Source organism: Rothia sp. HMSC072E10, assembly GCF_001813965.1.
GTDB lineage: Bacteria > Actinomycetota > Actinomycetes > Actinomycetales > Micrococcaceae > Rothia > Rothia mucilaginosa_A.
In genome coordinates this window covers 419951-446376 of the sequence record NZ_KV814491.1, presented here as the reverse complement: position 1 = coordinate 446376, position 26426 = coordinate 419951, and the positions used below count along the sequence as shown (strand labels likewise).

The 26426-nt window shown below is 64.8% G+C and carries 18 protein-coding genes; all 18 read left to right on the top strand.

Annotated elements, in window-relative coordinates; translation table 11 throughout:
- Nucleotide 1 precedes the first annotated feature (1 nt).
- The 18 genes from ybeY (at nucleotide 2) to HMPREF2944_RS07065 (ending at nucleotide 26292) form a co-directional block, all read left to right on the top strand.
- Nucleotides 2–523, top strand: coding sequence for an rRNA maturation RNase YbeY (gene ybeY / locus HMPREF2944_RS07155; protein WP_070681936.1), 522 nt, complete (start codon nucleotides 2–4; stop codon nucleotides 521–523).
- 9 nt (nucleotides 524–532) lie between these two features.
- Nucleotides 533–1987, top strand: a complete 1455-nt coding sequence (locus tag HMPREF2944_RS07150) for a hemolysin family protein (protein WP_070681932.1) — start codon at nucleotides 533–535, stop codon at nucleotides 1985–1987.
- Between the two features lie 126 nt (nucleotides 1988–2113).
- Nucleotides 2114–3238: a GTPase Era gene (locus HMPREF2944_RS07145; protein ID WP_210398461.1), complete on the top strand. Its 1125-nt coding sequence runs from the start codon at nucleotides 2114–2116 to the stop codon at nucleotides 3236–3238.
- 148 nt (nucleotides 3239–3386) lie between these two features.
- On the top strand, nucleotides 3387–4817 hold the full coding sequence (locus tag HMPREF2944_RS07140; RefSeq protein WP_070681928.1) for an LCP family protein: 1431 nt from the start codon (nucleotides 3387–3389) through the stop codon (nucleotides 4815–4817).
- Nucleotides 4818–5272: 455 nt separating this feature from the next.
- A complete protein-coding gene (gene leuA, locus HMPREF2944_RS07135) occupies nucleotides 5273–7012 on the top strand; it encodes a 2-isopropylmalate synthase (RefSeq protein ID WP_070681925.1) in 1740 nt (579 codons plus the stop codon).
- A 164-nt stretch (nucleotides 7013–7176) separates the two neighbouring features.
- The gene (locus tag HMPREF2944_RS07130; protein ID WP_070681922.1) at nucleotides 7177–8025 is read left to right on the top strand and encodes an undecaprenyl-diphosphate phosphatase; all 849 of its coding nucleotides are present in this window, start codon (nucleotides 7177–7179) and stop codon (nucleotides 8023–8025) included.
- A gap of 158 nt (nucleotides 8026–8183) precedes the next feature.
- A complete protein-coding gene (gene mshC / locus HMPREF2944_RS07125; RefSeq protein WP_070681919.1) occupies nucleotides 8184–9500 on the top strand; it encodes a cysteine--1-D-myo-inosityl 2-amino-2-deoxy-alpha-D-glucopyranoside ligase in 1317 nt (438 codons plus the stop codon).
- Nucleotides 9501–9714: 214 nt separating this feature from the next.
- Nucleotides 9715–10827, top strand: coding sequence for a tRNA (adenine-N1)-methyltransferase (locus tag HMPREF2944_RS07120; protein WP_070681915.1), 1113 nt, complete (start codon nucleotides 9715–9717; stop codon nucleotides 10825–10827).
- A 383-nt stretch (nucleotides 10828–11210) separates the two neighbouring features.
- Nucleotides 11211–13067, top strand: a complete 1857-nt coding sequence (arc, locus tag HMPREF2944_RS07115; RefSeq protein WP_070681911.1) for a proteasome ATPase — start codon at nucleotides 11211–11213, stop codon at nucleotides 13065–13067.
- A 121-nt stretch (nucleotides 13068–13188) separates the two neighbouring features.
- Entirely contained in the window at nucleotides 13189–15015 is a 1827-nt protein-coding gene (gene dop, locus HMPREF2944_RS07110; RefSeq protein WP_070681908.1) for a depupylase/deamidase Dop, read from the top strand.
- A 247-nt stretch (nucleotides 15016–15262) separates the two neighbouring features.
- Nucleotides 15263–15457 carry a ubiquitin-like protein Pup gene (locus tag HMPREF2944_RS07105; protein ID WP_049334195.1) on the top strand — a complete coding sequence of 65 codons (195 nt, stop codon included), beginning with the start codon at nucleotides 15263–15265 and terminating at the stop codon, nucleotides 15455–15457.
- 29 nt (nucleotides 15458–15486) lie between these two features.
- Nucleotides 15487–16959 (top strand): Pup--protein ligase, encoded by a 1473-nt coding sequence (pafA, locus tag HMPREF2944_RS07100; RefSeq protein ID WP_070681905.1) that lies wholly within the window; start codon nucleotides 15487–15489, stop codon nucleotides 16957–16959.
- Between the two features lie 225 nt (nucleotides 16960–17184).
- Nucleotides 17185–18237, top strand: a complete 1053-nt coding sequence (locus HMPREF2944_RS07095) for an FKBP-type peptidyl-prolyl cis-trans isomerase (protein ID WP_070681902.1) — start codon at nucleotides 17185–17187, stop codon at nucleotides 18235–18237.
- A 109-nt stretch (nucleotides 18238–18346) separates the two neighbouring features.
- On the top strand, nucleotides 18347–18742 hold the full coding sequence (locus HMPREF2944_RS07090) for an FKBP-type peptidyl-prolyl cis-trans isomerase (RefSeq protein ID WP_049334192.1): 396 nt from the start codon (nucleotides 18347–18349) through the stop codon (nucleotides 18740–18742).
- 227 nt (nucleotides 18743–18969) lie between these two features.
- Complete coding sequence (locus HMPREF2944_RS07085; RefSeq protein WP_070681900.1) at nucleotides 18970–21297, top strand: helix-turn-helix transcriptional regulator; 2328 nt, start codon at nucleotides 18970–18972, stop codon at nucleotides 21295–21297.
- Between the two features lie 447 nt (nucleotides 21298–21744).
- Nucleotides 21745–21996 (top strand): Sec-independent protein translocase subunit TatA, encoded by a 252-nt coding sequence (tatA, locus tag HMPREF2944_RS07075; protein WP_049334189.1) that lies wholly within the window; start codon nucleotides 21745–21747, stop codon nucleotides 21994–21996.
- A gap of 120 nt (nucleotides 21997–22116) precedes the next feature.
- Nucleotides 22117–22998, top strand: coding sequence for a twin-arginine translocase subunit TatC (tatC, locus tag HMPREF2944_RS07070; RefSeq protein ID WP_070484405.1), 882 nt, complete (start codon nucleotides 22117–22119; stop codon nucleotides 22996–22998).
- A 261-nt stretch (nucleotides 22999–23259) separates the two neighbouring features.
- Nucleotides 23260–26292, top strand: coding sequence for a DEAD/DEAH box helicase (locus tag HMPREF2944_RS07065; RefSeq protein ID WP_070681897.1), 3033 nt, complete (start codon nucleotides 23260–23262; stop codon nucleotides 26290–26292).
- The last annotated feature ends 134 nt before the right edge of the window (nucleotides 26293–26426 follow it).

Genomic DNA, 26426 nt, shown 5'->3' with positions numbered 1-26426 from the left:
GGTGGCAGAGATCGAATTCGACTGCGAAGAACCCGCAACCGGTGCAGGCGAGGTGACCGACGCGTTCGTCCGCGAATCCTTCGAGGCGGTAGACACCGAGGTGCTCACCCGCCTCGTCGAGCACGCTTTCAAGCGCATGCACCTTGCCGATGACACCTACCTGTCCATCGCCATCGTGAATGAAGACGAGATGGAGCGCGTGCACATCGAGTGGATGGACCTGCCCGGCCCCACCGACGTGATGAGCTTCCCCATGGACGAGCTGGAACCGGGAACCCCCGAAAACCCCTCCAGTGGCATGCTCGGCGACATCATCCTCTGCCCGCCCGTTGCCGCACGTCAGGGCGCGGATGCGGGCCACAGCACCCTGGATGAGCTGTGCCTGCTCACCACCCACGGTATTCTGCACTGCCTCGGCTACGACCACGGAACCGCCGAAGAGGAAGCCGAAATGTTCGGTATTCAGCGTTCGATTCTCGAAGAGTTCCTGGGCCGACCCGCACCGGTCGAGACTCGACACTAGGGGAGCGGCATGGGTATTTTCATCTCGATTCTGCTGGCTGTCGTGGCGCTCGGCTTCACGGTGGTGGCCGCAATTGCCGAAACCGCGTTCACGTACCTGCCACACAACGAGGCGGAAGAAGCCGTGGAGGCGCATCCCGGCACGCTCGGCGCACACGTTCTGCAGCGCCCCCTCGACGGTGACTCCGAGGTGTACACGCACCCGCTGCGCCTGACCCGCCTCATCGCGGCGGCGGCCGCGGTGCTCGCCACCATGACCTGCCTGCTGAACCTGGTCGAGGTGCACGCGCTCGCCGTCGTGCTGACCCTCGTGCTGGTTGCCTTCGTCGGCTACCCGGTGCTACACGTGCTGGCGCGCTCCGCGGGGCGCAACCGCCCGGTTTCGTCGATTCGCGTGCTGGCCCGCCCGGTGCATTACCTGTCGAAGCTGCTGACCCCCGTGACCGGCCTGCTCGATCACCTCTCGACGCGCATCGCCCCGGCCCGCGAGGCAGAGGCCCCCGCTGGCGTGTTCGAGGAAGAGGAGCTGCGCGAGTTCTTGGAGCGAGCCTCCGACGCCGAGACCATCGAGGACGACGAGGCGCAGATGGTGCAGTCCGTGTTCGAGATGGACGACCTGCGCATCCGCTCGCTCATGGTGCCCCGCACCGATATGCTCACCGTGGGTCGCGACGTACCGCTGCGCGAGGCCCTGAGCCTGTTCCTGCGTTCGGGCTACTCCCGCATGCCGGTGATTGGTGATTCGAGCGATGAGATTCTGGGCGTGCTCTACCTCAAGGATTCGATGCGCGCCTACATTCTGCACTCCGAGGCCCCCGAGGGTACCCCCATGCCGACCCTGGTGGAGGTCATGCGCCCGGCCCGATTCGAACCCGAGACGAAGCGCGCCATGGACCTGTTGCGCGATATGCAGCGCGAGTCCACGCACGTGGCGATTGTGGTTGATGAGTACGGCGGAACCGCCGGTCTGGTTACTCTGGAGGACCTGATTGAGGAGCTGGTCGGCGATATCTCTGACGAGTACGACCACGAGCGCCCCGAGTACACGCTGAACGATGACGGCACGTTCCGTCTGTCGGCTCGTCTGGGTATTGATGAGCTCGGCGAGATTTTCGGTATCGACCTGGAGGATGAGGACGTCGACACGGTCGGCGGCCTGCTCGCCAAGCACCTGGGTATGGTACCGATTGTTGGTTCTGAGATTGAGATTGACGGCATTCATATTCGTGCGATTGGTTCGTCGGGCCGCCGCCACCAGGTGGATATGCTGCAGGCCTGGTACGAGCCGCCTCGTGATGAGCAGGAGAACGCTGAGGGTTCCTCAGAGGCTCATTCTGCTGAGGTTGCTGACCTTCTCACCGTGGATACCGAGCCGCCCGCTGTGGCTGAGCCGCATGCGCATCCGGATCTTCCGGGAGATATTGCAGAGGCTGAACCGGCAACCGATCAGCACGGCAACCGCTAGATATCGAACATAGACGCCGCAATTTCCCTAACACACTTTGAGCCAGCCCGCCGCCGCCCCGAAGGCGCAGGCAGATGAGGCTGACACCCCACACACCCCGCACGGGGTTTGATAAGGAGAAACACAATGGACCAGGAGTACACCCCGCTCGATTTGAGCACTCTGGACTTGAGCACCCCGCTGCCGACCTACCCGAAGGATTTCCGTTCGGGTTTCGCGTCGCTGGTGGGCCGCCCGAATGCGGGTAAGTCTACTCTGACGAACGCTATGGTCGGTCAGAAGGTGGCTATCCCCTCGAACCGTCCGCAGACGACCCGCCACACGATTCGCGGTATTGTGCACAAGGACGAGTACCAGCTGATTCTGGTGGACACCCCGGGTATTCACCGCCCCCGCACTCTGCTGGGTGAGCGCCTGAACGACCTGGTGGCCGGCACCCTCTCGCAGGTGGATGTGCTGGGCTTCTGCATTCCGGCAAACGAGAAGATCGGCCCGGGTGACCGCTACATCGCCTCGCAGCTGGTGGCTTCGAGCAACAAGCCGGTCGTCGCGATTGTGACCAAGGCCGATACCGTGAACTCCGACGAGCTGCGCGAGCAGCTGCTGGCCGTCGAGGCCCTCGGCGAGGAGATCATGAGCGCCGAGCGTGCACAGCGCGCCCAGAAGAAGGGCGGCAAGGGCGGTAAGAACGCCTCGATCCCCTTCGCGAAGGGTTCCGGCCCGGCAGCACAGCGCCGCGCCGGCGAAATCTCCGAGCCGATGCCCGTAGACGGCAAGGGCGGCTGGGCGGCCATCATCCCGGTGTCCGCGATTCAGCATTTCCAGGTGGATGCGGTCGCCGACCTGCTCTCGCAGTACGTTCCGCTCTCCCCGCCGCTGTACCCGGAGGGTGAGCTGACCGATGAGCCCGAGGCAACCCTCATCACCGAACTGGTGCGCGAGGCCGCCCTGGAGGGTGCCCGCGAGGAGCTGCCCCACTCGATTGCCGTGACCGTTGAGGAGATGGAATTCCGTGAGGGCCGCCCGGCGGATAACCCGCTGCTGGACGTGCACGTGAACCTGTACGTGGAGCGTGAGTCGCAGAAGTACATCATCATCGGTAAGGGCGGCTCGAACCTGCGCAAGATTGGTACGAAGGCCCGCGAGCAGATTGAGGCAATGCTCGGCACCCGCGTGTACTTGAACATCCACGTGAAGGTTGCTAAGGAGTGGCAGTCTGACCCCCGCGCCCTGAACCGTCTGGGCTTCTAGGCCAGCCGCCCGAGAGGGGGTCGGTCACCCGGAGAACGCCGCCTAGTCCGCGTCTTTCGGGTGACGTGCGCCCCTTTTCTTTTCGGCGCTCATAGCGAAGAATGTTACTCTGAGAAAATACTTGCTCACCGGCAGAAAGAGAATAGGTATGCCCCAGGCACCTCGCCTACGAAGCACCGGGCGCCATATGCGCACCTCGGTGATGACCTCGAAACGTAATCGCTGGATTGCCCTGCTGACGGCCTGCATGCTCGTCATCGTTGTTGGTTTCGGCGGCGTATTCGCCCTGCGTATGCGCAATAACCTGCACACGCAGGAGCTGAACATCAGTAACTATAAGGACGGCCTGGAGAACGGCGCGCTGGACATCCTCATCATCGGCTCCGACACCCGCAAAGGCAATAACGGCGCCTACGGTGACGAGGAGGACCGCAATTCTGAGGCTCGCGCGGACGTCATGATGCTCCTGCAGATCAGCAAGGACCGCAAGAACGTGAGCGTGCTGTCCTTCCCCCGCGACCTGATGGTTTCGGTACCGCAGTGCACCGACCCGGATAACGGCACCGTCTACCCGGCCGAGGATAACGTTCAGATTAACGAGTCGCTCTCTCGCGGCGGTGCGGGCTGCACCGTGGCGACCATCAGCAAGCTGACCGGTGTGAACATCGACCACTTTATGCTGGTCGACTTCAACGCCGTGAAGGAGTTGTCGAAGGTTGTTGGCGGCGTTCAGGTTTGTGTGGACGCTCCGATTGATGACGAGTACAGCGGCTTGAAGCTTCCCGCGGGTACTTCCACCGTTGAGGGTGAGCAGGCTCTTGCGTTCCTGCGTAGCCGTCACGGCTTCTCGGATGGTTCCGATATCGGCCGTATTCAGGCTCAGCAGGGCTTTATGGCCTCGCTGCTGCGCAAGGTCAAGAGCGAAGGAACCCTGTCGAACCCGGGCCGCCTGGCAAGTATCGCCGAGGCGATTACCCAGAACGTGACCGTTGACAAGGGCCTGGGCAATATCGGCACCCTGATTGGTGTGGGCGCAACCCTCGGTGGCGTGGACCTGTCGAACGTGGTGTTCGCGACCGTGCCGACCGAGCCGTGGACCCAGGACTCGAACCGACTGCAGGTTTCCGAAGCGGCCAATAATGTCTTCCAGCGTCTGCGCGATGACAAGTCGCTGAAGGAAGAGGAAAAGCCCGCAGAAGCAGCCCCGGCGGTTCAGCTGAATCGTGAGACCCCGGTGAGCGTGTACAACGCGACCGGCCTGGAGGGCCGTTCCGCCACGATCGCCTCGGTGATTGAGGGCTTGGGCTACACGAATGTTACTCCGGGTACTTCGGCTACTCCGACGAACTTCACCACGGTGTTCTACTCGACCGGTTACGAGGCTGAGGCTCAGGAGATTGCCGGCAAGCTGAACGTCACCCGCGTGGTGGCAACCGAAGAGGTTCAGGGCGTGTCGGTGACTATCGGTACTGACTTCCCCTCGGGCGAGGCTATGGAGAAGCAGGAGGCGGCCATCGCGGGTAACGCGAGCGGCCAGACCGCCGACCAGAACAAGTGCCAGACCGCCTTCGCCTTCTAGACACCCTACGGGGTTGTCTCCGGTGAGTGAAAGGGGGGCGCATCCGCCAATGCGGTGGGTGCGCCCCCCTTTCGTATGCCCGGGCGTATGACCGCGCGCGTGGCCGGGTGTATGACCGCGTGCAGGCGTAGTCGTCGACCTCGTGTTCTTCCAGATGATGGACGGGCCCGACCGCGCCGGCGGTAATCTTTCGCGGGCTGTGATAGCGTGGAGGCATGACCACTTACGGTGAGAGCATGAGCGGCGCGCACCGCACCGCAGTAAACCTGCTGCTTATTCGCCGGAACGGGGCACGCTAGAACCTGCCGCGACCGTTCCGGCTTTTTGACGCGGCATCTCACCAGCATCGATACGATGCACCGCCTTGATGACGACGGCTCGGGAACCGATACCCGGGCACAGCACAGGCCCCGAAGCGGGCTGCACGAGACGGACCAACCCACAGGAAATTCATCATGAAAAACCACCAGAAGCCCAGCCCCATGCCGGTACACAAGTACCGTCCCTTCCACGAGCAGATTGTTGTCGACCTTCCCGACCGCACCTGGCCGGACAAGGTCATGGAGAAGGCACCGCGCTGGTGCGCCGTGGACCTGCGCGACGGCAACCAGGCGCTGATTGACCCCATGGACACCGACCGCAAGCTGGCCATGTTCAAGCTGCTGGTCAAGATGGGCTACAAGGAGATTGAGGTGGGCTTCCCCTCCGCCTCGCAGACCGACTTCGACTTCGTGCGCACCCTCATCGAGGACGGCCACATTCCTTCGGACGTGACCATTCAGGTTCTGGTGCAGGCCCGCGAGCACCTGATTGCCCGCACCTTCGAGGCCATCGAGGGCGCACCGCAGGCCATCGTACACTTCTACAACTCAACCTCCGTGCTGCAGCGCCGCGTGGTGTTCCACCAGGATCAGGAGGGCGTGCTCGACATCGCCCTGCAGGGTGCGCGCCTGTGCCGCAAGTACGAAGAGCAGATGATTTCCGATACGAAGATTATCTACGAGTACTCGCCCGAGTCCTTCACCGGCACCGAGCTGGAGTACGCGGCCCGCGTGGTCAACGCCGTGGCCGACGAGCTGGAGATTGGCCAGAACGGCCGCGAGCTGATCGTGAACCTGCCCGCAACCGTCGAGATGGCCACCCCGAACGTGTACGCCGACTCGGTGGAGTGGATGGACCGCAACCTGAACCACCGCGAGCACATCGTTCTCTCGCTGCACCCGCACAACGACCGCGGCACCGGCGTGGCCGCCGCCGAGCTGGGCTACCTGGCTGGCGCGGACCGCATCGAGGGCTGCCTGTTCGGTAACGGCGAGCGCACCGGTAACGTCGACCTGGTGACCCTGGGCCTGAACCTGTACACCCAGGGCATTGACCCGCAGATTGATTTCTCGGACATTGACGGTATCCGCAAGACCGTTGAGTACTGCAACCAGCTGAAGGTGCACGAGCGTTCCCCGTACGGCGGCGACCTGGTCTTCACCGCGTTCTCGGGTTCGCACCAGGACGCCATCAAGAAGGGCTTCGAGGCCCTGGAGCGCAGCGCCGCCGAGGCCGGCAAGAGCGTGGATGAGGTTTACTGGGAGGTCCCGTACCTGCCGATTGACCCGCGCGATTTGGGCCGCACCTACGAGGCTATTATTCGCGTGAACTCGCAGTCCGGTAAGGGCGGCATGGCCTACCTGCTCAAGCAGGATCACGGCCTGGACCTGCCGCGCCGTGCGCAGGTGGAGTTCTCGAAGATTGTTCAGGCTCGCACCGACGCCGAGGGCGGCGAGATGACCAGCAAGAAGCTGTGGGACATCTTCGCGGACGAGTACCTGCCCGCCACCGATTCCGAGAAGCGCTGGGGTAAGTACCGTATCGAGTCGATTAACATTGATTCGGCCGATACCGGTGCGACCACCCTGCGCGTGGCTCTGAACATTAACGGTCACACCTACAACCGCACCGCATCGGGTACCGGCCCGGTGGATGCTCTGCAGAACATCCTCTCGGGTGAGGGCGTGGATATTCGCGTGATGGATTACTCCGAGCACACGATGTCTTCCTCCTCGACCGCGAACGCGGCCTGCTACGTTGAGGCCGCCGTGGATTCGCGCGTGCTGTGGGGTATTGGCGTGGATAACTCGACGACCCGTGCGGCTCTGAAGGCCATGATTTCGGCCGTGAACCGTGCGCTGCGCGACGCCTAAGCTACGCGGGTTTTCCGCGAGGGCGGGGGAGCGCATCCGGCGCGGATAGGCGCGTTTGACTCGCCCGGCGGCGTTCCGCGGTGTGGACGGGGCGGTTTGCGGAGGTGATATATCACTCTCCGCGGACCGCCCCGTCGCCGTACCCCTGCTGTATCCTTGAAGGCGTGGAATGGATTCAAGCGATTATTTTGGGCTTCGTTCAGGGCCTGACAGAGTTTCTGCCGATTTCGTCATCGGCGCATCTGAACATTGTTGGCCAGATCCTACCGGAGAAGGCCGACCCGGGTGCCGCGTTCACCGCGATCACCCAGCTGGGCACTGAGACCGCGGTTCTGATCTTCTTCTGGCGCGATATTGTGCGCATTGTGAAGGCGTGGTTTGGTGCTCTTGCCGGCCGCGTGCCGCGTAACGACCCGGACGCCCGCATGGGTTGGCTGATTATTATTGGCTCCCTGCCCATCGGCATTTTGGGTCTGGTGCTGGAGGACTACATCGACACGCAGTTCCGCAGCCTGTGGATTGTGGCGACCATGCTGATTGTCTTCGCCGTGTTCCTGGGCCTTGCGGACCGTTTTGGCCGCGAGCAGCGTGAGCTGAAGGATCTGACGTTCCGTCACGGCCTGCTGTACGGTTGCGCGCAGGCGCTGGCCCTGATCCCGGGTGTTTCCCGTTCGGGCGGTACGATTACTGCGGGTCTGTTCATGGGCTACACCCGTGAGGCCGCGGCGCGTTACTCGTTCCTTCTGGCCATGCCCGCCGTGTTCATGTCCGGTCTGTACAAGACCTTCAAGGTGGTCACCGGCGAGGAGGCCACCGGCTTCTACGGTATTCCCTCGACCATCGTGGCTACTCTGGTTGCGTTTGTGGTGGGTTACCTGATGATTGGCTGGTTCCTGAAGTACGTGTCGTCGAAGTCTTACGGCATCTTCATCTGGTACCGTATCGCCCTGGGTATCCTGATTTTTGTGGGTCTGGGTACCGGCGTGCTGAACGCTACTTCTTCGGCCTTCTAAGGCTTTAGCCCTCAGCGTGATATGACATACCCGTCCGTGAGTTTCTCACGGGCGGGTATTCTTATTGGAGTAGATTTTTTGGCACCCGCATGCCTTGAGGTTGGGCGGCGGGTGTGGCGCGTCCACCGGTTGTGGGCGTTTTTACGGAAAGGAAACCCATGCGAGCTTGGGATGCCCCCGCCTCTGTGACTCTGCCCGGTCAGGCCGCGTTGCCGCGTATTTTTGATACTTCTGCCGGTGAGATTGTTCAGGTTCAGGAGGATAAGGCGGCGAGCCTGTACGTTTGCGGTATCACCCCGTACGACGCGACGCATATGGGTCACGCCTCCACCTATGTGGCTTTTGACCTGCTGCACCGCGCCTGGCTGGATGCGGGCGTGCCGGTGACGTACGTGCAGAACGTGACCGATGTGGACGACCCGCTGCTGGAACGCGCGACCGCCACGAACGTGGATTGGCGTGAGCTGGCTGAGGATCAGACGGAACTGTTCCGCACCGACATGAAGGCGCTGAACGTGATTCCGCCGGCGCACTACGTGGGCGTTGTGGAGTCTATCGAGTGGCTGTTCCCGATTATTGAGGACCTGTACCGCCGCGGCCTGGCGTACCGCGTGCCCGGCTACACCGGTGAGCAGGGCGTTGAGCAGCCCGACGGTGACGTGTACCTGGACCTGCAGGCCGTGCGCGCGCTGCCGGCCAACGCCGAGGGCTACTCGTGGGCACCGGGCGAGGTATCGCACCTGAGCCGCGACGAAATGCTCGAGATTTTTGCTGAGCGCGGCGGCGACCCGAACCGCCCCGGCAAGCGTGATGCGCTGGATCCGCTGCTGTGGCGCGTCAAGCGCGAGGGCGAGCCGAGCTGGGACGCCGGCGAGCTGGGCGCGGGCCGCCCGGGCTGGCACATCGAGTGCACCATGATTGCCCGCCAGTTCGTGGACGGTTCGCTGACCGTTCAGGCCGGCGGTAACGACCTGACCTTCCCGCACCACGACCTGGGTGCGGGCCACACCTGGGCCGTGTCTGACCGCCCGCACGCCAAGCATTACGCGCACACCGGCATGGTCGGTTTGGATGGCCACAAGATGAGCAAGTCCCGCGGCAACCTGGTGCTGGTTTCGCGCCTGCGCGCCGCCGGTGAGGACGCGAACGCGATTCGCCTGGCGATTATGGGTCAGCACTACCGTTCGGACTGGTTCTGGACCGACGAGCTGCTCGAGCACGCGAAGGCCCGCCTGGACACCTACCGTCACGCGGTGTCGGTGGCTGAGGGCCGTGAGGGTTCCGAAGGTGTCACCGATGAGGCAGCGGTTGAGCTGCTGGCCGCTGTGCGTGAGGCGCTCGGTGAGGACCTGAATGCTCCGGCGGCGTTGGCGGCTGTGGATGCGTGGGCTGTGAAGGCTCTGGCGGACACTACCGTCGGCGGTGGCGCGCTGGTGCGTGACATCCTGGCGGCACGCCTGGGCGTGGTCCTCTAAGACGGCTTCTATAGCAACGCCCGGCTAGGACGAGACAGCGCGGGGGAGCGGCGCTACGGCATACGGCCGTAGCACCGCCCCTCGCGCTTTTCTGTGTTCACTCCGTGCACGCCGTAACCTCCGGTAGAATGAGTAGAGATTTTTTGCTGGAAACGCTCTCCCCGCCGAGAGGACCCAGCCCGTCAGCACAGACCCACCCGAGGAGAACCACCCCGTGAGCAGCGGCACCCCCACCCCCACCGGCGCAATCAACCGCCGCGGCCCCTTCCGCCCCGGCGAGCGCGTCCAGATTACCGACGAACGCGGCCGCATCACCACCATCACCCTCGCCGAAGGCGGCGAATACCACTCCCACAAGGGCTTCCTCAAGCACGACGACCTCATCGGCGCACCCGAAGGCACCGTCATCGCCAACACCCACGGCATCCTCTACCAGGCGCTGCGCCCCCTCTACAAAGACTTCGTGCTCTCCATGCCGCGCGGCGCGGCCGTCGTCTACCCCAAGGACGCCGCCCAGATCATCGTCAAGGCAGACATCTTCCCCGGCGCGCGCGTCGTCGAGGCCGGCGTCGGCTCCGGTGCGCTGTCCATCGCCCTGCTGCGTGCAGTCGGCGACTACGGTTGCGTGCACTCCTTCGAACGCCGTGAAGAGTTCGCAGACGTCGCCCGCGGCAACATTGAAACCATGTTCGGTGGACCCCACCCGGCGTGGAAGCTGAGCATCGGCGACCTGCAGGACACCCTGCCGCAGGTCGAGGAGCCCGGCAGCGTCGACCGCGTGGTCCTCGACATGCTCGCCCCCTGGGAATGCCTGGACGCCGTGGCGGAGGCGCTCGCACCCGGCGGCGTGCTCATCTGCTACGTTGCGACCGTGACCCAGATGTCGCGCCTGGTTGAGGGCATGCGCCTGGACGGCCGCTTTACCGAACCCGAGTGCGACGAGACCATTGTGCGCGGCTGGCACGTGGAGGGTCTGGCGGTCCGCCCCGACCACCGCATGGTGGCGCACACCGCGTTCCTGGTGGTGGCTCGTCGCCTGGCTGACGGTGCGGTACGCCTGGCGCCGAAGCGTCGCGCCTCCAAGACGGACTTCTCCGAGGAGGACATGAACGCGTGGATCCCCATGAACGTGGGTGAGCGCGAGGTGACCGACAAGAAGATTCGCCGCGCAGCCCGCGATGCGAAGAACCTTGCCGCGCACGCCGCCCGCGCGAACGAGATTGCGCTGGAACAGAACGGTACCGCGCAAAACGGCCTGGAGCCTGAGAAGACCGCCGAGGCTACGCAGAGCACTGAGGCCGCGCAGGACGCCGAGGCGGCTGAATAATTCATACGGGCACGCGGGGGCACGGGTATCAGCCGGTGCCCCCGCGGAGCGCCCGCAGGTTTTGCTCTCAGGAGCCGCCGCGCCCTCACCCCCGGGCCAACCCTCAGAACCCCGAGATGCCGGGGCAAGAGCTTAGAACCGCCGGAAAAATCTAAAACCACCGGGATGAGCGGGAAATAGCTGAGAACTACCGAGAACTACCGGGTCAGCATGTGAGCCCGCAGAGAATTTGGCGCCCCGAACCCCGGCCGAGCCGCGCGTTCTCGATAGACTGAAAGTACCAACCCCGTCCTCGGTGCGGCCCTGACGGAGCCCGCGCATCGAGGCAGCCGAAGGGCCCGCCAGCAACAGCCCGACCCGCCCGGACACGCATAGGAGAGACCGTGACCCCCCACGAATCCGCAGACCGCAACGGAACCCCGCAGCACGGCACCGCGCACAGTGCCGCATCCGCCGCGCCGCACTACTCCGCCGCGTTCGGTTCGACCTCCCTGCCCGGCAGTCAGCCCGTCAGCGCCCAGGAGTATGACGCCGTGCTGCGCCGCCTCACCGCCGCCGAGGCAACCCGCGATAATATGAGCCGACAGATTCGCGGCGCGGGGGAGAAGAACCGCAAGCTCGTCGAGGCCATCACCAGCATGCGCTACCAGGTGGAGCGCCTGCGCGCCTCCCTCTCGCAGAACGTCATGCCGCCGCTGAACTCGGCGATTGTGCTGGCCGTGCACGAGGGCCAGACCATGACCTACGAGCAGGTTGCCGACGATAAGACCCCCGCCGAGATTGACACCTACCTGGACGTGCAGGTTGGCGGCCGCCTCATGCGTATTCCGGTGTCCCCGCTGATTGACCTGTCCACCCTCACCCCCGGCATGACGGTGCTCCTCAACGACAAGTCCGAGGCCGTGGTCGCCCTGGACACCGAGCCCTTTGGCGACGTGGTGACCGTGCGCGAGGTGCTCGACGGCGAACGCGTGCTGGTCGATACCTCCTCGGGCGCCCAGCAGGTGGCGCGCGTGGCCGGTTCCCTCGACGTTGAGCAGCTGCGCACCGGCGACGCGGTGACCCTCGATACGCGCACCCGCATGATTACCTCGCAGGTGCCCGCCTCCCGTTCGCAGGAGCTCGTGCTTGAGGAAATCCCGGACGTCACCTACAGCCAGATCGGTGGCCTGGGCGCGCAGATCGAGCAGATTCGCGACGCGGTGGAGCTGCCCTACCTGCACCCCGAGATTTTCGAGCGCTACCACCTGGCACCGCCCAAGGGTATTCTGCTCTACGGCCCTCCCGGTAACGGTAAGACCATGATTGCTAAGGCTGTGGCGAACTCCCTGGCGGCTCGTGCGGCTGCGCTGAACCCGGGGTCGAATACCCGCGGCTACTTCCTGAACATTAAGGGCCCCGAGCTGCTCGATAAGTTCGTGGGCGAGACCGAGCGCCAGATTCGCGATATTTTCGTGGCCGCCCGCGAGAAGGCTGAGGCCGGTCACCCGGTCGTCGTGTTCTTCGACGAGATGGAGTCGCTGTTCCGCATGCGCGGTTCGGGCCGTTCCTCCGATATCGAGACAACCATCGTGCCGCAGCTACTGGCCGAAATTGACGGCGTGGAGTCACTGCAGAACGTCATCGTGATTGGCGCGACCAACCGTGAGGACCTCATCGACGCCGCCGTGATGCGCCCTGGCCGCCTGGACCTGAAGATTCGCATTAACCGCCCGGACGCCGCCGGTGCCGCCGAAATCTTCGGCCTGTACCTGACCGAGGACCTGCCGCTAGACGCTGCGGAGGTGGCCGCCGCCGGATCCGTCCGCGCCGCCCTGACCTCGATGATTGCCGCCGCAACGGGCCAGCTGTACGCGCGTACCCCCTCCACCGCGTACGCCGTGGCGACCGTGGATTCCTCCATGATTGTGGGCTCTTCGAACGCCGCGACCGGCCACCTCTCCACGCACACGCTCTACCGCGGCGACTTCGCCTCGGGTGCGGTGATTCGCAATATTGTGGACCGCGCGAAGAAGGCCGCGATTAAGGAGCAGCTGCAGGCGCTGACCGCCGCCGGTGCTTCCGGTGCGGCCGAGGTAAACGGCGCGGCGGGTGTGGGTATTGGCACCCGCCACCTGCTGGAGGCTGTGCGCGCCGAGTTTGAGGATCAGGTGGATTTGCCGCCTCTGCCCGATATTGAGGATGCGCTCGCCGTCGCCGGTGTGCGTGGCCGCCTCGTGTCGGTGGAGCCGGCCCGCTAAACTGCCTTTACACGCATGAGCCGGGTCGCGCTCATCCGGCACTCACCGAGCGCTTATCCCGCGACACAACCGGCATTACCGCAGGTCCAGAATTTATATAGGAACCTTTCAGGAGAACCCCATGAACTCCACACCCAGCTACGGCGTGCACCGCATCATGGGCGCCGAAACCGAATACGGCGTCATCGCACCCTCCGCGCCGGGCACCAACCCGACCGTGCTGTCCGCACTGGTGGTCAACACCTACGCCAAGCTCGCCTTCCGCCGCGGCGAGGCCTTCCGCGAGCAGCTGCAGCGCCGCGCCCTGGCCGCCGAGCTCGTCGCCGAGGAGGCCCGCCAAGCCGAGAACTACTCGACCGAACCCAGCGCCCCCGCCGCACCCGAGGGCCAGTGGCTGGGGGAGTCCGAGTCGCCCCTGCGCGACGCCTTCGGCCGGGTGCAGGACGCCTCCACCGCGCACTCGAGCCAGATGACCCACACCCGCACCGAGCTGACCAGCCAGGACATCGCCCTGGAGATTATGCGCGAGGCGGGCGTGCAGGCACCGGGCGAACCCGCCGAGCCGCGCAGCGCCCTGGATGCGCTCGCCGGCGTGCACGGCCGCGGCGGCTTCCCGGAGCGTCTGGATTGGGACCGCGTGACGATGAACGCGATCCTGCCCAACGGTGCGCGCCTGTACGTGGACCACGCGCATCCGGAGTATTCTTCGCCCGAGGTGCTGAGCCCCGCCGACGCGGTGCTGTACGATGCCGCCGGTGACGCGCTGGCCTACCAGGCGCTCGTGGAGCTGGGCAAGCACGCCGAGGACCTGCCGCAGGTGAAGCTGTACAAGAACAACACCGATTCGAAGGGTCAGTCCTACGGCGCGCACGAGAACTACCTGATCAGCCGCGAGGTTCCGTTCGAGCAGGTGGCGGATGCGCTCCTGCCGTTCTTCGCCACGCGCGCGATTTTCACGGGTGCGGGCCGCGTGGGTATCGGCACGCACGGTGAGGTTCCTGGCTTCCAGATTAGTTCGCGTGCTGATTTCTTTGAGCGCACGATTGGTTTGGAGACCACGATTCGCCGCCCGATTGTGAACACGCGCGACGAGCCGCACGCGGACGAGTCGAAGTACCGCCGCCTGCACGTGATTCCGGCGGATGCGAACCTCTCGCACTACTCGAACCTGTTGAAGTTCGGCACGGCGGCGCTGGTCATGAACCTGATTGAGTCGCACAGCGAGCAGCACCCGGTGCTGCCGGGTGTGCGCCTGTCCGACCCGGTGGCGGCGATGCACGCGGTCAGCCACGACCTGTCTCTGTCGGCGCAGCTGCTGCTGGCTCCTTCTTCGGCGACCCTGCCGAACCCGGTGTCGACGAGCGGTTCGGCGAGCGCCCTGCAGATTCAGCGCGCCTACTACGAGGCCTCCCGCGCGCACGAGGAGTCGAACCCGGCGGGTGTGGATGCGGCGACCGCGCAGATTCTCGACCTGTGGGGCGAGGTGCTGGACGCCCTGGAGACCAACCCGCTCTCGCTGGCGGACCGCCTGGACTGGGTGGCGAAGTACGCGCTGGTGCGCGGCTACGTTGAGAAGGGCGTGGATTACGCGAACCCGAAGCTGAAGGCGCTGGATTTGCAGTACGCTGATATTGATCCGTCGAAGAGCCTGTACCATCGTCTGGTGGCGCGCGGGCGCATGCGCACGCTGTTCTCTGCGGAGCAGGTGGAGCGTGCGGTGTCTGAGCCGCCGCGTGAGACGCGCGCGTTTTTGCGCGGCACGCTGATGTCCCGCTGGCCCGAGGAGATTCTGGGTATTAACTGGGATACGGTTTCGTGCCGTGGCCGCTATTCGAAGGAGCTGACTCGCTTTACGATGATGGAGCCGACCCGCTACGGTGCCGCCGAGGTGGAGCCGCTGCTGGAGGAGGCAAACCACTCGGATGCGCTGCTGAACGGCCTGCGCTAGGGCGCGGGGCGGTATCGGGGTTTGGGCCCGACGCGGGGTGCTTCAGCCCCCAAACCCACACGAACTCACATTCCGTCCCGGGGCTGATACCCCCATTCGGAAGGGCGAAAACCACAAAACCCACAAAACCCACTGAGGCGGTGCATCCGGCGCATCCGGCGCGGGAACGCAACCCGCGCCGACCGGCACCACCGCCACAGACCAACTAACCAAACTAACTAACCTAACCAACCTCAAGGAGAGAACCATGAGCCGCGAACGCATTAACGCGCAGCAGACCGAAACCACCGCCGCCGAGCAGGAGCAGGAACTGACCCTGGCCGCCTCCCACGTGGTTTCTGACGTGAGCGAGGTCGACGACCTGCTCGACGAAATCGACGGCCTGCTGGCCGAGAACGCCGAGGACTTCGTGACCGGCTTCGTCCAGAAGGGCGGCGAGTAACCGACGCACCTGCGCGCCGGGTCAGCATCATGGAACACCGCATTTTCGGCATTGAGAGCGAATTCGGGCTCAGCTACGTCCCGCACGGCATGGGCCGGCTGAGCATCGAAGAATCCGCCGCCGCCCTCTTCAAGCCCGTACTGGACCAGTGGCGTTCGACGAACGTCTTCCTGCCCAACGGCGGCCGCCTCTACTTGGACGTCGGCTCGCACCCCGAATACGCCTCCGCCGAATGTAGCAGCATCGACGAGCTGCTCGCGCAGGAACGCGCCGGCGAGCTGCTCTTCGCCGACCTGGCGCGTACCGCCCGCAAGCGCCTGCTCGCAGGTTCGGAGGGCCGCCCCCTCGACGGTGAACTGTACCTGTTCAAGAACAACGTGGATTCGGCGGGCAACTCCTACGGAAGCCACGAGAACTACCTGATTAGCCGCAAGCTACAGTTCAACGACCTGATTGCCCAGCTCGTGCCGTTCCTGGTGACCCGCCAGATTCTGGTGGGCGCCGGTAAGACCCACCCGCAGGGCGGCCCGGTGCCCGGTTCGACCGACCCGGCCTCCAGCACGGGCGTGCCCTCGTACTCGTTCTCCCAGCGTGCCGACCACATCTGGGAGGCGGCTTCGACCTCGACCTCCCGCGCTCGCCCGCTCATTAACACCCGTGACGAGCCGCACGCCGACGCCTCGAAGTTCCGCCGCATGCACGTCATCAACGGCGACTCGAACATGGCCGAGCCGACCGTGCTGCTGAAGATTGCCAGCACCGACCTGGTGCTGCGCATGCTCGAGGACCGCTTCCCGGTCACGAGCCTGGATATTGTGTCCGTCCCGGCGGCCCTGCGCGCCATCAGCCACGATCTGACCGGCACCGCAACCTTCCAGACCACCGACGGGCAGTACTACACGGCGTTGAGCGTTCAGCGCCACTACCTGGATGCGGCCCGCCAGTACGTGCAACAGTACGGAGCGCACCACCGCCACGTGGACTACGCCCTCAACCTGTGGCAGCGCACCCTGGACGCCATCGAATCCGGCGACTACAGCGGCATCGACACCGAAATCGACTGGGCCATCAAGAAGAAGCTGCTGGATGCGTACATCACCCGCGCCCGCGCGGCAGGCCAGCCCGCCGACTACGGTAGCCCCCGCATCCGCCAGTTGGATTTGGCGTACCACGATATCGATCCGGACCGTAGCGTCTTCCACGCCCTGGTTCGCCGCGGTGCGGTCAAGCGCATCCTGCCCGAGGGCGCCGCAGAGGCCGCGAAGACCGAGCCGCCGGCAACCCGCGCCACCCAGCGCTCGCGCTTCATTAACGCGGCGGTTGCGGCGGGGGAGCAGTTCACCGTCGATTGGGTGCACCTGAAGCTCAACGCGTACCCGCAGCACACCCTAGTGTGCAAGGACCCGTTCGCGACCGACAGCGAGGGCCTGCAGGAGGTACTGACCCTGCTGGAAGGCAAGGCGCGTCAGCACCGCGAGGCGGCTTTCCCGCCGCCCTGCTAGACAAGCCCTGCCAGGCGAACTCTGCTCGGGAAACACGTGAAGGGGCGTTTGCTCCGGCGAACGCCCCCAACCTCGCAGACGGCGCCCCAACCCTACGGATACTCCGTCCGCGCACAGCCTGCCCACAGCCGCGGACGGTAGCATGAGACCGCCCAGACCCCGTACCTGTAAACTATTCTGAAGGCGCGCGCATTATCCGGCGCGCACACGACCAGAGGATATATCATGACCAAACGCTCACCCCTAACCTATATCGGCGTCGGAGGCGTCGCCCTCGCGCTCGCTCTCAGCGCATGCGCCCCCAAGGCCGGTCCCAACGACGACCTCTCCGGCGTCAAGTACACCCTCAAGAGCGCCACCGCGGAGCCCGAGGTGTCCTTCGCGACCCCCTTCGCCGCATCCACCCCCACCGCGCACGTGATTGAGACCGGTAACGGCGACTCCATTAACGATGGCGATTTCGTGCTCGTCGAGGCGGCCGTGTTCAACGGTGCTAACGGCAAGGTGGCCGGTTCCACCTACTCCAGCGAACCGATTCTGCTGCCCATCAACGACCAGCTCAAGCAGGCAGCCCCCGAGGTGTACGAGAAGCTCAAGGAAATCAAGGTTGGCGGCTCCTTCTCCTACAGCACCAACATCCTGCAGCAGCGCACCGCCTCCGGCACGCCCACCGCCTCAACCGCGTCCCCGGGTACCGCAACCAACGTTGAGGTGTACACCGTCAAGGCCAAGCTGCCCAAGTACGCCACCGGCACCGCTCAGCCCGCCGACCCGTCCCTGCCCTCCTTCACCCTGGACGAGTCCACCGGCAAGGCTGAAATCAAGCTGCCCGACACCAAGCAGGACGTCACCGAGCTCGTCTCGAAGGACCTCATCGAGGGCACCGGCCCCGAGGTGAAGGCTACCGACACCATCTACGTGCGCTACCTCGGTGTGCAGTACTCCGACGGCAAGGTCTTCGACGGCAACTACGAGAAGATCCCCGCGGCGCTGTCCCTGCAGGGCGTTATCAAGGGCTGGACCGCCGGCCTGACCGGCAAGAAGGTCGGCTCCCGCGTTGAGCTGATTATCCCGGCAGACCAGGCGTACGGTAACGAGTCCGCCAACGGCTCCACCCCGACCGGCACCCTCGTGTTCGTCGTGGACATCCTGGGCGCCGAGGAGAACCCGCAGACCCTGCAACGGGCTCAGGCCGCTTCCGCCGCCGCCGCCTCCGCTTCGGGCGCCTCCACAGATGCGGCCACCGCAACCCCGGCGCCCTCGGCTACCGCGCAGTAAACCCGGGAACGCTACCCACGTTTTCAACCGCGCTCGCCGCCCACATGAGATGGGCGGCGAGCGCACCCCACCATTTCGAATCACTTCGAATCAATCAAAGGAGACCACCATGTCTTTCGGCCAGCGTAAGCTCGACCGCGAAAAGCCCGAAATCGATTTCCCCGAGGGCGACGCCCCCACCGAGCTGGTCATCACCGACCTGATTGAGGGCACCGGCGCCGAGGTCGTTCCCGGTTCCCGCGTGCTCACCCACTACGTCGGCGTGGCCTTCTCTACCGGCGAGGAGTTCGACGCTTCCTGGAACCGCGGCGAGCCGCTGCCCTTCCAGGTTGGCGTTGGCCAGGTCATCCGCGGCTGGGATGAGGGTCTGCTCGGCATGAAGGTCGGCGGTCGTCGTCGCCTGGAGATTCCCGCCGACATGGCCTACGGTGACCGCGGCGCGGGCTCGGTCATTAAGCCCGGCGAGTCCCTGATCTTCGTGGTGGACCTGCTCGACGTTCGCTAAGGACTAGCCAGGTTCTCGCGTTTTTTGCGTAAGAGATACTCGGCCCGGCGTCTCACCCTCGACGGGGGAGAGGCGCCGGGCTTTTGCGCACCGGGGATGCGTGTTGATGGCGCGTGCCGGTGGACTTTCTATGCCGGCTCGCCCTTCCTACGGCTCTTCCGTATCCCTCCCGCCGCCGCCCCAGACTCGAAGCAAGTGCCGCGGAACACACACGGTATGATGGAACCATGTCCACCGCAGCTCAGCTTTTCATGACCCTGAACCGCCTCGCCACCGTCGCCGAGGCGCCCGACGAAGCCACCCGCCGCAACGGCATCAGCCGCGACGAGTTCCTCAGCCTCCTGGGCATCAAGACTTCCGCCCCGGGGGCCGCGCTCTCCGAGGCGAGCGAACGCGCCTTCGAACGCGCCAAGCAGACCCTGCGTGACGCCGGCGCGCGCATCACCCACTTCACCACCGACACCTCCGGACGCTACCGCCTCAACGCAGAAGCCCCCGCCTCGCTGACCGCGTGGAACCCCACCGCCGAAGAATTCCGCCTCCTCAACGCCGAGCTGCGCGGCTGGGAAGGTACCGAACTGCAGGACGAGGCCTACCGCATCCTGCGCAAGATTGCGCTCACGAGCGAGCACCTCACCGACGAGGCGCTCACCGCGGCTAACGTCACCCGAATCGAAGAGATCAAACGGGACAACCAGCCGCCCCTCACCAAAACCGTCAAGCAGCGCGCCCGCGACCTGCACGCCTACCGCGAGCACATCCAGCGCCTGCACTTCAGCGACGACCCGCACCTCTACGAGCTCTTCACCGCCTACGCGCAGCGCAAGACCCTCAACTTCACTTATCAGGGCAGCGGTGGAGACATCAAAACCTACGAGAAGGTCAGCGTCGCCGGCCTCATCTACAGCTACGGCTCCTGGTATCTCGTCGCGCACTTTCCCCTCGGCGACAAAACCCCCGAAGAGCGCAAGACCTACACTTACCGCACCGACCGCATCCGAAGCCTCGACGTGTTCTCAAGCATCGACCCCGCACCCATCAACCCCGCCTACGAGGCCCGCACCCGCCTCAAGAAAATCAGCGGCTACGAAGAGACCCTCACCGTCCTCGACCCCAACCCCGGCGCCGAGGACCCCGCCGCACCCTTCACCGTGCCCTCCTACGGCGCCGTAGACAGCGCCATCGACGCCACCTGCGCCGGCTGGCTCATCCAGCCGCACCACGACGCGAACCCCGCATCCGGCAAGACCCTGACCGGCCGCCAGCAGGACAGCCACACCGCCCAGCGGGAACTTTTGCGTGAGCTCATCGCCCTGCACACCGGCGAACCCGAAACCCCCGCCAAGTGGTTCCTCACAACCCAGCGTTCCCGCAACGACGCCCTCGACGATCTCGACGACCTCATCCTCGCGCTGCACCGCGCCGACCGCTGGGCCGACGTCCACGGCGAGACGCCCATGCCCCTCAACAAGCTCAACCCCCTCTACCGCGTCGACAACAACAACGCAGCCAAGCTCGACAAAATTATCAACGCCATCTACGACGAATTCGACGAGGTACCCTTCTACTCTGAGGCTAAGGATCCCGACGCAGCCAACCCCGCCCGTCTCAACCTGCTCCCCGAATTCAACGATGGCGCCGCGTCCCTCACCCTGCTCAACTACGCCCGCCTCACCGACACCGAGCTGGCAATCCTCGTCTTCACGCTCTCCGCAGCCGACCTGATGTACTCGGGCGACCCGCGACCGGCCGCGATCCTCGCCGCGCTCGCGGAGGCCTACCCGCGCACTACCGACTACGCGAAGCACCTGCTCTTCGCGCCCGAGGACCCCCTGTTGCAGGAGGCGCGCGCCGCCCTCGCCAGCGGACGCGCCCTCACCATCACCTACGGCACCCGCGCCGCGGAACGCGTCGTCGACCCGGTAGCGCTCACCCTGCACCGTGACCGCCTCTACCTGCACGCGTGGTGCCGCGCCAGCGAGGCACGCCACCTCGCCACGCTGTCTGAGGACGCCGCCGCAGAGAGCCCTGCCGCTGAGAACGTGAAGCCCGCGAGCGCGGCGGGGGAGAGCGCCTCCACCAATTCCACCAGCGCCGAGCCCACCCCCGTCGAACCTGTCTTCTGGCGCAACTTCCGCCTCACCCGCATCAGCAGCTACGCGCCCGCAGGCGAAGCACAGCCGCACTACATCGGCCCCAACCACGACAGCACCGTCAACGACTGGCACGCCAAGCAGCACAAAACCACCACCAACCCCAGCGTCGATCTGCGCATCCACCCCACCGACCACACCCCCGGCGGCGAAACCCTCGAAAACCTCACCGCAACCTACAAGCGCCGCAGCGCCGAGCACGCCCGAAAAGGCACCAAAACCACCCACGTCCGCGTGCACTACAACAACATCGCTGGCGCCGGGGATAAGAACATCATCGACACCGTCATTGCACACCGCGGATCCCTCGAAATCACCGGGCCCGCGCACCTGCGCGCCGCCCTCCTCGAGCACCTCACCGCCCTCGCCAACGCCAACCCCGCTTCGCCCAGAGAAAACTAGACCCTACACCCATCCGCAAAAACACGACTAAAACCCCCAGAACACATCAACACCCCACCAAAACAACACCTCAAAACTTGTATAATGGTGCCCATGTCTTGGTGGTTCTGGATTTTGCTATGGGGCGCGCTCATCATCTGCTCGCTCCTCTACTTGGCATGGTTCACCTACAAAGCACTCACTCGCGGTTTCACGCTACTCGACGAAACCGTTACCTGGGTCGAGTCAATCGAGGGACAATTCGACACCGCGCAAGCAAACGCCACTCGAAAACTCCCGCGAGACACCACCCTCGGGGTATTCACACCCATCACCGAGGCATACAATAACTACGAACAAGGCAAACAGACACGCAGGTCTGAGCGGATCAAGCGACGGGTCTCCCGACGAGATCGACTCGGCCAACCTCAAAACATCGGAGACCTGCTCTAACCAGAAAGGCACACCATGGGCCAGATTTTCAGCCACCCCGCGACCATCATCGTCGTCATCCTCCTCGTCGTCCTGCTCTTCGGCGCCCCCAAGCTCCCCGGCATGGCACGTAGCCTCGGCCAGTCCATGCGCATCTTCAAGACCGAGGTCGAAGGCCTCAAGAACGACGCCAAGAGCGACCCCAAGAAGGACGCCACCAAGGCAGAGAACGGTGAAGAGGTCGTCACCGGCGAGGTCGTAGACAACGGCAAGACCGAAACCAAGTAACCAACGGTCTCAACACACCACGCCCCAAACCCGTGCCCGCCCACCGGCCGGCACGGGTTTTGCGGCACCGCCCCCAAACCCCTCAGCCAACCATAGGCACAGACACCCAGAGGACACCCCGTGGCAACACCCGACCAGGACGTGCGCAACCGCAAACTCAACCCTGAAGCGCGCATGGAACTCAAGGAACACCTACGCGAATTTCGCGACCGCTTCATCAAGGCGGCTATCGCGACCATCATCGCGGCCATCATCGGCACGGTCTTCCTCTACCAGCCCTTCATCGAAATGATCTCCGCACCCCTGCAGCAGATCAACGCAGAAACCGGCCGCAACGCCAACCTCAACTACGGTTCCGTTGCATCCCCCTTCGACCAGCTGCTCAAGGTCGGCATGTACATCGGCATGGTGATTGCATCCCCCGTCTGGCTCTACCAGGCGCTGCGATTCCTACTGCCGGCGCTACACACCAAGGAAAAGAAGTATCTCTTCGGCTTCCTCACCGCAGCCATCTTCGCCTTCGGCTGCGGCGTGGCCATCTCGTACTTCACCCTCCCCGGCGTCGTCTACGCACTGCTGAAGTTCACCCCCGTCAACGAAAGTAACTACATTGACGCGGGCGTGTACATCTCCTTCATCCTGAAGTTCGTCGTCACCTTCTCCTGCGCCTTCATCATCCCCGTGATTCTGGTCGGCATTAACATGCTGGGCCTGATTCGCGGTAAGACCATCCTGAAATCTTGGCGCTGGGTCGTCGTCCTCGTCGCAGTCATCGCGGCACTGACCGCACCCGGCAGCGACATCATGATGATGTTCGTCCTCATGGCGCCGCTGCTCATCTTCTTCTTCGCGGCCATCGGCATCTGCATGTTCAACGACAAGCGCCGCGACCGCAAGCTCGCCAAGTTGGCAGAAGGCGCAGACGAAGCAACCCTGAACACCGCAACCAGCGCCGACGACCTGGCCAAGATGGGCTACTTCGACGAAGAAAAAACCTCCTAAACGTTCCTGACGGAACACCACATCACGGGTACTCGCCGAAAGGGCGGGGCACAGATTCACCTTCTGCGCCCCGCCCTTTCCGCATACCCGCCCCCGGACGGCCCCAAAGCCCAGAAGGCGCGCCGGATGCGCTCGCGGTCGGGCTCGAGCCGCCGCGTGCCACCCGTGTTTTCACCCGTGTGTTCGCCCGTACCTGATATCTGCCGGAAGCCGCCGCTTCGAGCCGAGCGCCGGCAGGCCAGCCGCTACACTGGATGTACCATGACTAAGCACCACGCACAGCACACTTCTGACGCACACACTTCTACCGCTTCTAACGAGCAGACCGGCACCGACTACGCCGCCGCCTACGCCGCATCCCGAGAGCGCTCCGCATACGCCAAGAGCGCCCTGGGCGCGTTTGAGGCCTCCTTGGATTTCCCGCTGGACGACTTTCAGCGTCAGGCCTGCGCCGCGGTGGAGGCGGACCGCTCCGTCCTCGTGGCCGCCCCCACGGGCGCGGGTAAGACCATCGTGGGCGAGTTCGGCATCTACCTGGCGCTACGCCGCGGCATGAAGGCGTTCTACACGACCCCGATCAAGGCGCTGAGCAACCAGAAGTACCACGATTTCGTGCGCGCGTACGGCGAGGACTACGTGGGCCTGCTGACCGGCGACACGAGCATCAACACCGAAGCCCCCGTGGTCGTGATGACCACCGAGGTGCTGCGCAACATGCTCTACGCCAACTCCACCACCCTGAACGGCCTGGGGTACGTGGTCATGGACGAGGTGCACTATCTGGCGGACCGTTTCCGCGGCGCGGTGTGGGAAGAGGCGATTATTCACCTTCCCGAGCACGTGAACGTCATCTCCCTGTCGGCTACGGTGTCGAACGTCGAGGAGTTCGGAGCCTGGCTGGACACGGTGCGCGGCGGCACGGACGTCATTGTCTCCGAGCACCGCCCGGTGCCCCTGTGGCAGCACATGATGGTCGGCCACCGCGTGGTAGACCTCTTCGTGCCCGAGGACAACTCGGCACACGGCAAAAACGGCAAAAACCAGGAGCCGGAGGAGCAGCTCTCCCGCAAACAGGCAAAGAAGACGCAGAAGGCCAAGCAGCGCGGCGCATCCGTAGAGGCGGGCGCCAACCCTCTGCTGGCCGGCCTGCGCCTGAACCCGCAGCTGAAGGCACTACGCCCCGGCTTCCATTCCGGCCCGGGACGCGGCCGCTACGGCGGCAAGCGTGAACGCTTCCGCCACCGCCGCGAAGGCTGGCTCAACGAAACCTTCAGCAGCGGCGAGCGCGGCCGCTCAGACCGCACGCGCCGCTACTCAGACGGTGAGCGCGGCGAACAGGCACCGCTGCGCCCCCAGCGCATCACCCGCCCCGAAATGGTCCGCGCCCTCGACAAGCAGGGTCTACTGCCCGCCATCTGCTTCATCTTCTCCCGCGCCGGATGCGACGGCGCGGTCAGCCAGTGCGTGGCAGCCGACATTACGCTCACCACCCCCGAACAGCAGCAGACCATCCGCGCCTACATTGCGGAGGCCACGGCACACCTGGACACCCGCGACCTGAACACCCTCGGCTACTACGAATGGCGCGACGGGCTGATTCGCGGTATCGCGGCACACCACGCCGGCCTGCTACCCCTGTTCAAGGAGGTCGTGGAGGCTCTCTTCACCCAGGGCCTGGTCAAGCTGGTCTTCGCCACCGAAACCCTCGCACTGGGCATCAACATGCCCGCACGCACCGTCATCCTGGAAAAGCTCACCAAGTACAACGGCGAATCCCACGTAGACATCACCCCCGGCGAATACACCCAGCTGACCGGACGCGCCGGCCGCCGCGGCATCGACATCGAAGGCCACGCGGTCGTCATATGGCGCCCCGGCCTGTCCCCGGAACACGTGGCGACCCTCGCCTCAACCCGCACCTACCCGCTGAACTCCTCGTTCCGCCCCACCTACAACATGGCGGCAAACCTCATCGCCTCCTACGGCGCCGAACGCACCCGCAAAATCCTGGAATCCTCCTTCGCACAGTTCCAGGCCGACAAGTCGGTCGTGGGCATCGCCTCCCGCGTACGCAAAAACGAAAACGCCCTGGAAGGCTACCGCGAAGCAATGGCCTGCCACCTGGGCGACTTCACCGAATACGTACAGCTCAGCCGCCAAATCGCCGAACTAGAAAAGAAAGCCTCCAAGAGCAACGAACGCCACGCCCGCACGCAGGCACACCACAGCATCCAGCAGCTGTTGCCCGGCGACATCATCTACATCCCGCACGGCCGCTCCCGCGGCTACGCGGTCGTCATCACCCGCTCCGATTCGCACGCCGACCCCCGCATCGGAATCGTCACCGAGGACGCGCACCAGCGCACCGCCTCAACCCGCGATTTCGAAGGCGCCGTCGAACCGGTCTCACGCATCAAAATCCCCAAGCGCCTAAGCCTCAAAACCCCCAAGGAACGCCGCGACACCGCAAGCCGCATGCGCCAGGCACTCTACGACGGCCGCGCCCCGCGTGCGCTCGCACAGCAGAACATCCCGGCACGCCAAAACAGCATCGACGCGCAGCTGGAGGCTCTACAGGCGCAGCTACGCAACCACCCGTGCCACGGCTGCTCCGACCGCGCAAACCACATGCGCTGGGCCGAACGCTGGCAGAAACTCAACTCCGAAACCGAAGGGTTGCGCCGCCAAATCGCCCGCCGCACCAACACAATCGCCCAGGTCTTCAACCGCATCGCACGCCTGCTGGAAAGCTACGGCTACGTCGAACGCACCGAAAACGGCGAACTGTCGCTAACCACCGGTGGCCAGGCCCTACGCCGCATCTACGGCGAACGCGACCTACTCACCGCCCTGTGCCTAGACGCGCACTTCCTCGACGGGCTGTCACCCGCCGCCATCGCCGCAACCGTCGCCGCACTGACCTACCAGGGCAAACGCGACGCGGTAGAATACCTGGCTCACTACCCGCACCCCTCCCTGCGCGCACCCATAGCCACCATCACGCAGCGCCTCGCCGACCTCAACGCTTCAGAAGAACAGTTCAAGGTCGACCCGACCCCGGCCTGCGACTTCGGCCTGGTCGAACCCATGTACGCCTGGGCAAACGGCGCCCACCTCGCAAAGGCAATCGAAGACACCGGCCTCGCCGCCGGCGACTTCGTCCGCTGGGCAAAGCAGGTACTGGACGCCCTAGACCAGATCGCGCACATCCGATCCCTGGACCCGGTCATCCGCGCTCGCTGTGAGGAGGCCATCGAGGCAGTACGCCGCGGTGTTGTGGCGCTGGACGTCTAACGCGCTCGCGGCGTGCCTCTTGCGGGGGCTGGGGTGCTCCCCGCCGCCATCGCCGTTCCATCATTCGATACCCCCGGAGGGCGCGGGTCATTCTTTGTCGTGAAAGGATGCACATACTACCGCAGCCCCCGGGG